Raw genomic sequence first — 12,823 nt, 5'->3', positions numbered from 1 at the left:
AATATGAACCCTGTCTATGCCTGTGTGGCCAGCAGAGCCTCTTCATCCACCTGGTCCAGCTGTTCCGGCGCCAGGAAACGCTCGGCATAGTCGCGCCAGATACCACTGCTGACGAACAGGGCAAACAGCGCCGGGTCTATGTGCTGCTCACGCACCATGTTCTGCATGATGGCCAGGGATTGAGCCACCGTCTTGCCCGACTTGTAGGGGCGATCGCTGGCGGTCAGCGCCTCGAAGATGTCGGCGATGGCCATGATGCGGGCCGGGATGCTCATCTGTTGCCCCAGCAACTGGCGGGGGTAACCCTTGCCGTCCATGCGCTCATGATGTCCACCGGCGATCTCGGGCACATTGCGCAAATGGCGTGGGAAGGGGAGCCGCTCCAGCATGCGGATGGTCTGGATGATGTGCTCGTTGATCTTGTAGCGCTCCTCTTCTGTGAGGGTGCCGCGGCCGATGGCCAGGTTGTACCGTTCTCCACGGTTGTAGAGATAGGTTGGCACCCTGACCTTGAAGCCCCAGGGATTGCGCTCATCCAGGCTGTCGTGGACGGGGCGGGGTATGAGGTGGACTGTCTTGTCAGCCAGCAGTGGCTCGATACAGGGCAAATGGGGGGCCGGTTCGTTCTGGTGCAGCTTGAGTTCCTCCCGGCTGATGCCGAGCCTGTCGTCCAGGGTGCGCAACCAGGTGCGGTTGGCGATGGCATCGAGCCGTGTCAGCTTCTCCGGTGCCATCCATTCCCCGCCCAGGTTGCACTCGGCGACGAAGGCGAACTCCTGATCCAGGGTACTCCAGCGTGGCGCCACCTCCGCTCTTGCCGCTTCCCGTTCTGACGCCGGCAGACGGGCCGCCAGCACCTCGATATAGGCGTCGCGTTTGAGCACTTCGAAGCGGGTACGGATCTCGTGGATCCGATCGTAGATAGTCTCCAGCTTGGTGGCCTTGTCGACCACAAACTCCGGCGTGGTGACCTTGCCGCAGTCGTGCAGCCAGCTCGCGATGTGAATGGCCTCCCACTCCTCTTCATTGAGTCGAAAGTCGGCGAAGGGGCCCTGCTGCTGGGCACAGGCCGCTTCGGTCAGCATCCGGGTCAGCTCGGGTACCCGCTGGCAGTGGCCACCCGTGTAGGGACTCTTGGCATCGATGGCCCCTGCCATCAGCTCGATGAAGGACTCCAGCAGCTGTTTCTGCTCCTCCAGCAGGCGCTGGTTCTCGATGGCGGAAGCAGACGTGCCTGCCAGCGCCTCGATCAGGCTGATGCGCGAGGCCAGTTCGCGGGCAGAGCAGCCGGGCAGGATCAACAGCAGGCAGCCGATCAGCTCCTGTCGATGATTGCACAGTGGCTCGGCGACAAGCTGGCAAGGGCCGGGGAAGGGACCCCAGCTCGCCAGATGTTGCTGCCAGCCCCGTTCGTCGATGGCCAGAGTGAGCCGCTCGCCATGAGCCAGCTTGCCGAGCAGCGCCTCCTGCCAGGGGGCCTGGTCGGCAGGCAGAGGCTGTTGCCGCCAGAGCGCCTGGACGGCCACCATGCTCTGCTCTTGCGCCAGGTAGAGGCAGCCCCCCTCGGCCTGTACGGCGGCTATGGTCTCGTGCAGTATGCGACTGAGCAGGGAGTCGAAGCGGTGTTCCGCCGCCAGTGCCCGGCCCATGTTCATGAAGTTGCCCAGGGTCAGTCGCATGCCGGACATGGTACGGGCCAGATCGTCGATCTCGCGGATCGCCGATTCCGGCACCCGGCTCTCGCCGAAGTCGAAGTGCTGGATCCGCTCCGCCTCTTGAGTCAGGGCCAGCAGGGGGGTCGCGGTGCGGCGGGAGACCAGCCAGATCACCGGCAACAGCAGCAGCAAACCTGCCAGTGCCCAGCCGAGGTTGATCAGCGCTTCGTTGCGAGCCTGCTGGTAGAGCAGGTCGGCCGAGACCAGCAAGGCGATATAAAAGGGGGATCCCTCACCGAGGGGAGAGAGATTGACCAGCCAGTCACTCTGATCGGCGGCGGTCAGATTCAGCTCCACCGGGCTGCTCAGCAAGGCGGGTTGGCTGGTGACCTGTTGCTGCAGCTGGGTCAGCACGGGATGGGACAGCACTGACAGCAGGGGCAGCTGGCTCAGTTGCTCGAAGCTGGGAAGCTGTTTGGGATCCGTGGCAAGCAGAGTGGCGTATTCGTCGAACAGAACCACCTGACTCTGCTCTGGCAACCGCAGTTCACCGATCAGGGCCGACAGTCCCTCGACGCTGGTATCCAACCCGATCACTGCCCTTCTGTTGTCGCTTTCCACCGCCAGTGTCATGCCTGGCTCCTTGGTGGTAAAGAAGAGATAGGGATGGGTGGTGGCGATGCCTGAACGCCAGCGTGCCTGCTTGTACCAGTCGCGGCTGCGGGGATCAAACTGGTATTGAGGCATGGCCCGGCGCTCGAGCAGGGTCAGCCGCTGGTCGAAGTAGAGAAACTCCCCCTTGCCCTGGTGCAGGCTCTGCACCAGCAAGGTGCTGGCCGCTGGGACCCTGTCCAGTTGGGCTCGGGCCCGCTCGGTCAACTTGCGCACCAGGAAGAAGTCACCATCCGCGTAGCCGGCATAGACGGCACCATAACTGGGGCTGTTGGCCAGCACCTCTGCCAGTTGTGGCAGGTAGCCGAGCCGGGCATCCAGACTGTTCATGGCCGCCAGCTGACCACTGCGCAGCAGGCTGAGGGACATGCGGGCCGGCCGCTCGTTCAATTGAAGGGCGAGGGCGAGCTGCTCCCGGTATTGCAGGAAATTTTGCCGCTCATACTCCAGTCCCTGTCGTGCCACTTGCTGGAATTGCAACGCGATAAGGGCGCTGCCCAGCAGGGTAAACAGCAGGATGAAAAGGGTGGCGATATGCACATAGAAGGGTTTACGACCTGGCCTGGCACTTGTCATGGACACATCCTTGTCACACGGGCGATTGCAGAGACGATCAACTATCAGTGTGCCAACAGGATGGCAGAAAACACAATAACCCGTTCAGATATATCAGGATATGGCATAAACGTGACGGCCCCATCGGGGCCGTCTTGAGGGGGTCAAGCCAGTACTGCGGCGGGCACCAGGGTGACGGGGGCGTCTTTCACCTCGTGCCACACCTGATGATTGTCCTGATATTTGTAGTTGGCCGTGCCTGATTTCCAGTCTTCCCCGAGCACCATGCGCAGCTCGAAGTTGGGCTGGATCACCGGCCCGATCCCGCCGCTCTGTGGCCATTTGATAATGGGGTAGCCCTGCGCAGTCACCAGGATATGGCACTGCTTGGGCATGACGCACATATAGGTGTATTGGCCTTTCAGTTCGGAGGCCATGTCGAGCGGTGGATTGGTTGCCTGGGTCAGATGGGCGACGCCATTGACTGTCTCCCCTGGCGTATAGACTGCCAGGTTCAGGTGCAGTAGCTGTGCCCCCGGCATGGATTTGCCGATCTCGAAAGAGGCGAGGAAGAGGCCGGTCTTGGTGTCTGTGATTGCATTCATGCCTGTATTCTCCTGCAAAAAGAGGGGGTAGGTTGGGCTCACAACCAGACAACGAGCCACAGCATGCTAGCGCTTGCGGTCAGACCGGGTAACTGTGGATATTGTCACTTGACGCTCAGCCCGGGCTGGCATAGCGCCATCAGCACCCCTGGCAAGGCAGGAGGCTAAGGGAACTCAGGAGGTGCGGTGATTTAGATTATCGGTTGCCAGCAAAGAGCCAGGGTCAATTCGTTGGACTGGCGCGTGATTCGTTCAGGTATCCCGTGCTACATTGCCTCCCTTGTTACTGGTCTGTAAATCAATGGAGTGACCCATGTCTGCCATCCCCTATTCAGTGCTCGATCTGGTCCCCGTGCCCGAAGGCTCCCACCCGGCCGAGTCGTTTCGCCGTTCGCTGGACCTGGCCCAGCATGCCGAGCGCTGGGGGTATCAGCGTTACTGGCTGGCGGAGCATCACAACATGCCGGGCATCGCCAGTGCTGCCACCGCTGTGCTGATCGGTCATCTGGCGGGGGGCACCAAGACCCTGCGACTGGGCGCCGGCGGCATCATGCTGCCGAACCATGCACCGCTGGTGATTGCCGAGCAGTTTGGCACCCTGGCTTCGCTTTACCCTGATCGCATCGATCTTGGACTGGGTCGTGCCCCCGGCACGGATCAGCGCACCATGCAGGCACTTCGACGTCAGCGCAGCGGCGACGTGGATGAGTTTCCGGCGGATGTGCGCGAGTTGATGAGTTATTTCGGTGACGAGACAGGGGCGGTACAGGCCGTGCCGGGCCAGGGGCTGCATCTGCCCATCTGGCTGCTGGGTTCCAGCCTTTACAGTGCCCAGCTTGCCGCTTCTATGGGGTTGCCGTTTGGTTTTGCCTCCCACTTTGCTCCCGGTCTGTTGTTGCAGGCGCTGGAGATCTACCGCGCCCAGTACCGCCCCTCGGTGCGCTGGCCCAAGCCCTATGCCGTGGTCTGCATCAACATGATCGCCGCCGACAGCGAGCGGGAGGCCCGTTTCCAGTTCACCACTGTGCAGCAACAGTTCCTGCGTCTCTACCGGGGTGACGCTGGCAAGCTGCCCGCACCTGTGGCCGAGCTGGGGGAAGAGTGGTCACCCCGTGAGCTGATGGCGATGGAGCAGACCCTGGCCCGCTCACTGGTGGGAGATCGCGATCAGGTGCGTCACGGACTCAAGGCGCTGCTGGCCGAGACGGGTGCCGATGAGCTGATGTTCAACGGCCCCATCGTCGATCAGGGTGCGCGGCTGCGCTCGTTCGAGATCGCGGCCGAGCTGATGCAGAGCCTGTGATCCATGGGTGAGGTCTACTGGAACCCCATGGTGCCCGAGCTGTCTGTGACCAGCCTGGCAGCTTCCTTGCCTTTCTATACCGGGCTATTGGGGTTTGCTGTGCGCTATCAGCGCGACTATCCCCCCTTCGCCTATCTGGAGCAGCAACAGGTACAGTTGATGCTGGAACAGATCCATCCGGCAGGATGGCTGACCGGTGTGCTGGAGCCTCCGCTGGGACGCGGTATAAATTTGCAGATGGAGCTGACCGACATCCAGCCCCTGCTCGCTCGGCTGGCGCTGGCCGGGGTGGCTCTCTATCGGCCACTGCGTGAATCCTGGTATCCAGTGGGAAATATGAGCTCGGGTCAGCGGGAGTTTCTGGTACAGGACCCCGACGGTTATCTGCTGCGGTTCGTCCAGCATCTGGGCGAACGACCGGTTTCCTGATCCAGGCTTACATCTAATTTATTGATTTTAAACAATAGTCAGGTTGGTGTCGGCCATCTGTCGTGTCACCTTTCTTCGCGCTGGCCCTATGCTGGCCCTGTCTACCACCACAAGGAGCTCATGATGATCGTCAGGAAGTTGAGATTGCAACGGGGTTGGTCACAGGATCAGTTGGCGACCCTGACTGGCTTGAGTGTTCGCACCATACAGCGGATCGAACAGGGTCAGCAGCCCGGACTGGAATCTCTCAAGGCCCTGGCCTCCGTCTTTGAACTTGATGTGGCTCAACTGGATGGGACACAACAACAGGAGCGCGAGATGAGAGGGAATGAAACTATGGGTCAGGACAGGGTGCAGGTGTCGGCAGAGGAGCGGGCCGCCATGGGGTATGTGGAGGGGCTCAAAGGCTTCTACTACCACATTTTCAGCTATGTGCTGGTAATCTGCGGGCTGTTTGTCATCAACTACCTCAGCAACCCGGACTATATCTGGGCCTGGTGGCCGGCGCTGGGGTGGGGCCTGGGGTTGATCTCCCATGCCATCAACCTGTTCCAGCCCTTCAAGCTGTTTGGTCCGGAATGGGAGCGACGCCAGATCGAGAAACGACTGGGGCGCAAGTTGTAAGTTATTGGTGCGAATAGAACAAAGCCCGGCAACTTGCCGGGCTTTGTTCTTGTGTAACGCGACAGAGTGGGGTTCTCACCACTCTTTCCCCTTACTTGGCATGAGTGGGGCAAGGGGTAGCGATCAGGGCATCGTCTTCGTAACACCACAGAGTGAGGCTCTCGTCGCTCAGGCGCAGCCCTTAACCATCACTTGGCGTGAGTGGGGCAGGGCGTCGCTATCAGGGCATCGTCTTCATAACGCCACAGGGTGAGACTGTTGCCCCACACGCAGCCGGTGTCGAGCGCCTTGATGTCGTTCCTGCCTGTATTGCCCATCAGGGCCGCCCAGTGGCCGAACACCAGTATGGGGTCATCCATATGGTGCTCGCGCTGCTCGAACCAGGGGCGCAGGCCGGGAGTAGACTCTGTGGGGCCTTTCTTGCACTTGAACTCGAGTCGGCCATCGAAATAGCAGAAGCGCATCCGGGTGAAGGTGTTGATGATGTAGCGGTAACGCTCGATACCTGCCAGATCTTCACTCCAGCCATCGGGCAGATCGCCATACATGTTGTGCAACAACCAGCTGTACTGATCGCCGCGCAGCTGACTCTCCACTTCGCGGGCACAGTTGCGTGCCATTCGGGCGTCCCAGGCGGGGGAGATACCGGCATGCACCATCATGATGGGCAGATCCGGGTGCTCCGCCAGCAGGGGGCGATGGCGCAACCACGTCAGCAGCTCGTCCCGATCCGGCGCTTCCATCAGGGCTTGCAGCTTGTCTTTCTTCTTGAGCGGCGCAACGCCATCGGCGACCGCCAGTAGGTGAAGGTCGTGGTTGCCGAGCACTGTGACGGCCCGCTGGCCCAGCGACTTGACGTAGCGCAGTGTCTTCAGGGAGTCCGGGCCGCGGGCGACCAGGTCGCCGCAGAGCCAGAGCACGTCCTTGGCTGGATCGAACTTTGCGAGATCCAGCAGACGACGCAAGTCGTCATAACAGCCCTGGATATCGCCAACAAAACAGTTCGCCATGAAACCTCAGTTAATAATGTTTGGGACGGCCAGGGTAAAAGGCGCTATGGGCGCCTCGAACGGCTGCCCTGACTCATCTTGCAGGGTATAGCTCCCTTCCATCACCCCAAAGGGGGTGTCGAGTGGCACGCCGCTCTGATAGCGAAAGGTCTCCCCTTCGGCAATCACGGGCAGCTCCCCGACCACGCCGGGGCCTTCGACTTCCAGCATCTTGCCGTTGGCATCCGTGATGAGCCAGCGCCGGTGCAGCAGCTGCGCCGGCCCCGGCCCCAGATTCTCGATCTCGATCAGATAGTGGAACTGGTAAGGGTCCTGGGTATCCGCCACATAACGGGGGTATGGGCGGATAACGATATGCGGGTATGCCACGGGATCAGGCCTGTTGTTGATCCGCCAGCCAGTTGGCGATCATGACGAACTGCTCCAGGGAGAGATTCTCCGGGCGCAGGTTGCCATCGATACCAAGCTCGGTCAGCTGAGCGTCCGTGATGAAGTTGGCGAAGCTGTTGCGGATGGTCTTGCGGCGCTGACCAAAGCCTTCGGTACAGACGCGGCTCAGGCAGCGGATGTCTTTGGCGACTATGGTCGGGTTCTTGTGCGGCACCAGACGGACCACGGCTGAATCCACTTTCGGTGCCGGTTTGAAGGCGCCAGGGCCCACTTCCAGCACGGGGATCACCTGGCAGTAGTACTGCACCATGACGCTCAGGCGGCCATAGGCCTTGCTGCCCGGGCCGGCAGACATCCGCAATACCACTTCTTTTTGCAGCATGAAGTGCATGTCTTCTACCCGGTCGGCAAAATCGCACAGGTGGAAGATGAGCGGGGTGGAGATGTTGTAGGGCAGGTTGCCGAAGATGCGCAGCGGCCCCTTGCCTTCCCCCATCAGAGTGCCGAAGTCGAAGCGCATGGCATCGGCCTCGATCACGGTCAGCTTGTCCTTGAGGGTCGGGTGCTCGCGCAGGCGCGCGGCCAAGTCCCGGTCCAGCTCGACCACTGTCATCTTGTCCATCTGGGAGGCGACCGGTTCGGTCAGGGCTGCGAGGCCCGGGCCTATCTCCACCAGATTCTGACCCGGCTGCGGATTGATGGCGGCCACGATCTGATCGATCACATAGCGGTCATGCAAGAAGTTCTGACCGAAACGCTTACGGGCCGTATGACCCATGTGCACCTTGTTGCTCTGCACCTTACTGCTCATATCTTTTTTTCTCTACCATCTTGATGGCGTGGTTAATCGCGGTGATCAGACTGCCCGGGTCCGCCAGGCTCTTGCCTGCCAGATCCAGCGCAGTGCCGTGATCCACCGAAGTGCGGATGAAAGGAAGTCCAAGGGTGATATTGACCGAACTGCCGAACCCCTTGTATTTGAGCACGGGCAGCCCCTGGTCGTGGTACATGGCGAGTACCGCATCCGCATCCTTGAGGTATTTGTCCTGGAACAGGGTATCGGCCGGCAGCGGGCCGACCAGATCGATCCCCTCCTGGCGCAAGCTGGCCAGGGCGGGTTCGATCACGTCAATCTCTTCACGGCCGAGATGGCCCCCTTCCCCGGCGTGGGGATTGAGGCCGCAGACGTAAATCCGGGGCTTGGCGATGCCAAACTTGGTTTTGAGATCCGCATCCAGAATGCGGATCACCTTGCCGAGCCGATCCTCCGTGATGGCCATGGCCACGTAGGCGAGCGGTATATGGGTGGTCGCCAGCGCCACCCGCAAGCCTTCGGTCGCCAGCAGCATCACCACGTCGGCGGTGCCCGACTGCTGGGCGAAGAACTCGGTATGACCACTGAATGACACGCCCGCCTGATTGATGATCCCCTTGTGCACAGGCCCGGTCACCACGGCGGAAAATTCGCCGCTGAGGTTGCCGTCACAGGCGCGCTGCAGAGTGGCCAGCACATAGGCGCCGTTGCCCTCGTTCAGCTCACCCGGCACCACGGGGGCGCCGAGGCTGACTGGACAGAGGGTCAGGGTACCTGCCCGCTGCGGCTCGGCAGGGGCCTCGGCATTATAGGGTTGCAGCTTGATGGGCAGCCCCAGCAGGGTGGCCCGTTCGAGCAGCAGGGCGGGATCGGCGATCACCACCAGCTGGTGGGGCCAATCCTGCTGGGCTATCTGCAGCACCAGATCCGGGCCTATTCCGGCGGGCTCACCCGGCGTAATGGCGAGACGACGACAGCTCATCAGCTGCCGGCGCCTTCGATCTGGATGTAGGCCTCATCACGCAGCTCATCCAGCCACGCCTGAGACTCTTCGGTGAAGCGGCGGTTGAAAATGAGCTGATAGGCACGCTGCTCCTGGGCCTTGCTGGTGGCATCCTGGCTGCGACGATCTTCCAGCTGCACTATGTGCCAGCCGTGGGTAGTACGGAAGGGGGCGCTCAGCTCACCCGGCTTGAGGCGGTTTACCATGTCGCGGAACTCCGGCACATAGACGTTGGGATCAGACCAGCCCAGCTCGCCGCCCTGCACCGCAGAGCCCGGATCTTCGGAGTATTTTTCCGCCAGACTGGCGAAGGTCGCCTTGCCGCTCTTGATGTCGTGCAGTATGCCATCCAGCATGCCCTTGGCTTTCTCTTCGCTGAGGATGATGGAAGGCTTGATCAGTATGTGGCGTGCTTTCACCTCGGTCTGCAGCACCTGCTGCTGACCCTTGGCATCGAACACCTTGACGATGTGCAGACCGGCGCCAGAGCGCAGCGGGCCCACTATGTCACCCTTGGCAGCACCTTGCACCGCTTCGGCCATCAGGGTCGGCATCTCTTGCGGGCTCATCCAGCCCCAGTCGCCCCCTTCCAGTGCCTTGGGACCATTACTCTCGGCAATGGCCAGCTTGCGGAAGTCGGCGCCCTGTTTCAGGGCAGCCAGGATGCGCTCTATCTTGCTCTTGGCGGCGTTGAGCTGCTCGGCGCTCGGGTTGTCCGGCAGGGCAATCTGGATATGGCCGACATGGTACTGTTGCTGCTGCTGGCCCTGCTTGGCGAGGATATCCACCACCTGCTTGACCTCCTGATCGGAGATGTTGATGCGACGGCGCACCTGGTTGCGGCGCACCTCGTTCATCAGGATCTCGCGGCGCACCTCTTCCCGATACTGGGCATAGGTCAGGCCTTCGCGGGCCAGTTGGGCACGCAGCTGATCCAGGGTCATCTTGTTGTCGGCGGCTATGCTCTGGATGGCTTGCTCCAGCTGGGTGTCGCTGATCTTGAGGCCCTGGCGATCCGCCAGTTGCAGTTGCAGGCTCTCCTGGATCAGGCGATCCAGCGCCTGCTTGCGCAGGGTGGCATCATCGGGCAGGGACTGACCGCTCTCCTGGGCAGAGCTTTTGACTTTCTGTACCAGGGCTTCCTGCTGGCTGGCCAGCACCACGTCCTTGTTGACCACGGCAAGCACCTTGTCCATCAGCTCGGGGGCGGCGAAGGCACCCTGACTCATGGCTCCGAACAGGCCTGCAGTCAGCAGGGAAATCAACGTCTTCTTCATATCCATCTCTCAAGGCGTTTGCCAGACCGGTTATTGGTCTCGCAGGTTAAACGGACGAATGTAAGGCAGTGCTTCGGTATCCAGGGAGGTGCCCTTGGAGCCGGTACCCACGCTACCCAATCCTTTCATTTCAAACTGAATGCCCAGGCTGCGCTCCGAAGTCGGACGCATGGTCACGTTATCCGGTGTATTGACCCACTCCAGGTTGAAGTTGATGCTCCAGCAGCAGGAGTCATATTTCAGGCCCACCTTGCGATCCACATTCACCCCCTGATCGAGGTCGCGATAGTAGCCACCGTAGAGGTGCCACTGATCATTGAGCGGTGTTGTCAACAGCATGCCGACCTGATTGATGTCGGCGACCTGGTTGGTGTTCGACAGGTCGTAGTTGGCATTGCGCACAAAGCGGTAGTTCAGCTGGCTGATCAGCTTCTCGCGGCGATACTCGAGTGCGCTGTTGGCAGAGCTGATCTCGCTCTGATCCATATCATATTGCGCACCGGCATGGGCAAACCACTGCTCGTTGATCTTGGCATCCCCCTCAAACGAGAGCGGGGAGCGGGTGTTGGTCGCCAGTGACTCGCTGGGGTAGAGCTTGACCCTGGGGGCAACAAAGTCGAAGGCTTGGGCAACGGCCAGTCGAATTCGTTCATCGCCAGCATCATCATAGACTCGGCTGGTGACGCCCACCGACACGCGATTTGAGTCGCTGATGCGATCCAGACCGGCATAACGGCGGTCGCTGAACAGGCTGTAGTAGTCCTGACGCATGGTGGTGGAGTCGTAGACACCTATGTTGTCCTGATCCTTGTAGGGCACATAGAGGTACTGGAACTCGGGCTCCAGGGTTTGATTGGCGTTACCACCAAACCAGTCCTGGTTGCGTTCGAAGGTCATGCCGCCCTTGAGGCGGAAGGAAGGCAGTGTCCGGGTGATGATGCCCTCATCCAGAGTGACGCCGCTCGCACCTTCAGGAGTGAACCGCTTGGTGAAGGTGGAGCTCATGTTGTCCGGCACTTCCTGATCGTAACGGGTGTACATCAGCTTGTACTGGCTGTCGAGGTAATAGCCTGCCTCGTCGATGAGCGGCATGGTCAGGGTCGGCGCCGTGTAGACCCGGGTGCCGGTATAGGCATCCCCCAGGTTTTGCGCTGAGGCCTGGGTGTTGTTGTAACCGAACCGGGTGACTTCGGTATTCCAGGCCAGATCGTACCAGTTGCCCTGATGGTAGTAGTTGTGGTTGATCCGTGGCATCAGCTCGTGAGGCTGCTGGGCACTTGCCAGCAGTATCTGGTAGGTCCGCACCTCTGTGTTGAGGTTCCAGTTTTGCTGGAAGTAGCCGGCCATCAGGGATTGCTGCAACTGGTTCTCGACCTGGGTGCCCACCTTGGGGGAGAAGTCGTTGAAGTAGTTGTAATCCCGATTCCGGACCTTGGTGTAGTCGATCGACACCCGCATGGCATTGTCGGCAAACCGCGAGGTGTGGCGCGCATTGAGCAGATAGCGATGCCCGTCAGACAGCTTTTCGTTCAGGCTGGGGGTTTCATCATACTGTTTGTCGTCTGCCAGATTTTCGAAATAGAGGCTGCCGACATGGGCCGGATCCGGCATATAGCGGAACTCTACCTGCTCCATCAGGCCCCGTCTGTCCATGAAACGGGAAGTGATGGTGGCATCGTAGTTGGGCGCTATGTTCCAGTAGAACGGCTGGGTGATGTCCATGCCGTTCTTGGAGCTCTGGGTATAACCCGGGTAGAGCAGGCCGGTTTTGCGCTCATCCTTGATGGGGAAGTTGATATACGGGAAATAGAACACCGGATAGTCGTAGAGCCAGAGGCTGGCGTTCCAGGCTTCCCCGAACACCTCTGTCTGATCGATGTCGATGCTGCCCGCTTTCAGGGTCCACACTTCCTGGCCAGGTGGGCAGGTGGTGTACTGAGCCCCTTCCAGGGTGATGTTCTGGTTGTTGTTGGTCATGGTGACCCGGTCGGCAGAGCCGCGTACCGGTGAGCCATGAACCTGGTATTTGCCCTCTTCCAGCTCGGAGTTCTTGGTATCCAGGTTGGATTTCAGGGTCTTGTCACTGGTGACAGTGATCTGACCATCGTTGTAATAGATGTTGCCGATGGCGATGACATCCCGGCTTTTCTGATCAAGCTCGGCATAATCCGAGTCAAATTTGCGCACACCCTGGCGAACTTTGACATCGCCCTGATAGACGGCGGTACCGCCCTGCTTGGCCTCTAGCCGATCGGCATCCACTTCGACAGGTTGGGCGTTGGCATCCTTTCCGGGGGCCAGTTTCTCTACCTTGGGTACATAGTCATAGCAGAGCCCGTCCAGGATCCCGGTGGCGGGTGGCGGCGTCAGCGGAGCCGCCTGCACTATGGCCGGGGTCAGGGCTGGGATAAGGCTGATGGTCAGGGCGATGGGATATGAGTACCCCAGTGTCCATTTTGTCATGTGAAAGACTCGCGCAATCCGTG

General features: G+C 60.5%; 11 protein-coding genes. 3 read left to right on the top strand and 8 right to left on the bottom strand.

Features of this window, described 5'->3' with window-relative positions:
- Window positions 1–14: 14 nt before the first annotated feature.
- The gene (locus GWQ29_RS13385; RefSeq protein ID WP_275919622.1) at window positions 15–2,903 is read right to left on the bottom strand and encodes an HD domain-containing phosphohydrolase; all 2,889 of its coding nucleotides are present in this window, start codon (window positions 2,901–2,903) and stop codon (window positions 15–17) included.
- A 143-nt stretch (window positions 2,904–3,046) separates the two neighbouring features.
- On the bottom strand, window positions 3,047–3,487 hold the full coding sequence (locus tag GWQ29_RS13380; protein WP_275919621.1) for a DUF1842 domain-containing protein: 441 nt from the start codon (window positions 3,485–3,487) through the stop codon (window positions 3,047–3,049).
- Window positions 3,488–3,800: 313 nt separating this feature from the next.
- Between GWQ29_RS13380 and GWQ29_RS13375 the strand changes: the two genes are divergently transcribed.
- From GWQ29_RS13375 to GWQ29_RS13365, 3 genes are all read left to right on the top strand, one after another.
- Entirely contained in the window at window positions 3,801–4,790 is a 990-nt protein-coding gene (locus tag GWQ29_RS13375) for a luciferase-like monooxygenase (protein WP_131731263.1), read from the top strand.
- 3 nt (window positions 4,791–4,793) lie between these two features.
- Window positions 4,794–5,219 (top strand): VOC family protein, encoded by a 426-nt coding sequence (locus tag GWQ29_RS13370; protein ID WP_265422172.1) that lies wholly within the window; start codon window positions 4,794–4,796, stop codon window positions 5,217–5,219.
- Window positions 5,220–5,342: 123 nt separating this feature from the next.
- Window positions 5,343–5,843 (top strand): 2TM domain-containing protein, encoded by a 501-nt coding sequence (locus GWQ29_RS13365; protein ID WP_021138360.1) that lies wholly within the window; start codon window positions 5,343–5,345, stop codon window positions 5,841–5,843.
- 188 nt (window positions 5,844–6,031) lie between these two features.
- On the opposite strand, the gene GWQ29_RS13360 is transcribed toward GWQ29_RS13365, so the two are convergent.
- Genes GWQ29_RS13360 through lptD form a run of 6 tightly spaced genes read right to left on the bottom strand, consistent with a single transcriptional unit; the run spans window position 6,032 to window position 12,800 of the window.
- The gene (locus GWQ29_RS13360) at window positions 6,032–6,853 is read right to left on the bottom strand and encodes a symmetrical bis(5'-nucleosyl)-tetraphosphatase (protein WP_275919620.1); all 822 of its coding nucleotides are present in this window, start codon (window positions 6,851–6,853) and stop codon (window positions 6,032–6,034) included.
- A 6-nt stretch (window positions 6,854–6,859) separates the two neighbouring features.
- The gene (gene apaG / locus GWQ29_RS13355; protein ID WP_005311700.1) at window positions 6,860–7,222 is read right to left on the bottom strand and encodes a Co2+/Mg2+ efflux protein ApaG; all 363 of its coding nucleotides are present in this window, start codon (window positions 7,220–7,222) and stop codon (window positions 6,860–6,862) included.
- A 4-nt stretch (window positions 7,223–7,226) separates the two neighbouring features.
- A complete protein-coding gene (gene rsmA / locus GWQ29_RS13350; RefSeq protein WP_011899041.1) occupies window positions 7,227–8,054 on the bottom strand; it encodes a 16S rRNA (adenine(1518)-N(6)/adenine(1519)-N(6))-dimethyltransferase RsmA in 828 nt (275 codons plus the stop codon).
- On the bottom strand, window positions 8,044–9,039 hold the full coding sequence (gene pdxA, locus GWQ29_RS13345; RefSeq protein ID WP_275919619.1) for a 4-hydroxythreonine-4-phosphate dehydrogenase PdxA: 996 nt from the start codon (window positions 9,037–9,039) through the stop codon (window positions 8,044–8,046). Before pdxA ends, rsmA begins: the two co-directional genes overlap by 11 nt.
- Complete coding sequence (surA, locus tag GWQ29_RS13340; protein WP_125596052.1) at window positions 9,039–10,337, bottom strand: peptidylprolyl isomerase SurA; 1,299 nt, start codon at window positions 10,335–10,337, stop codon at window positions 9,039–9,041. Before surA ends, pdxA begins: the two co-directional genes overlap by 1 nt.
- Before the next feature lie 30 nt (window positions 10,338–10,367).
- Complete coding sequence (gene lptD, locus GWQ29_RS13335; RefSeq protein WP_265433096.1) at window positions 10,368–12,800, bottom strand: LPS assembly protein LptD; 2,433 nt, start codon at window positions 12,798–12,800, stop codon at window positions 10,368–10,370.
- Between the last annotated feature and the right edge of the window lie 23 nt (window positions 12,801–12,823).

This window comes from Aeromonas sp. 2HA2 (assembly GCF_029237345.1).
Taxonomy (GTDB): domain Bacteria; phylum Pseudomonadota; class Gammaproteobacteria; order Enterobacterales; family Aeromonadaceae; genus Aeromonas; species Aeromonas salmonicida.
This window is presented reverse-complemented; position numbering and strand designations above follow the sequence as displayed.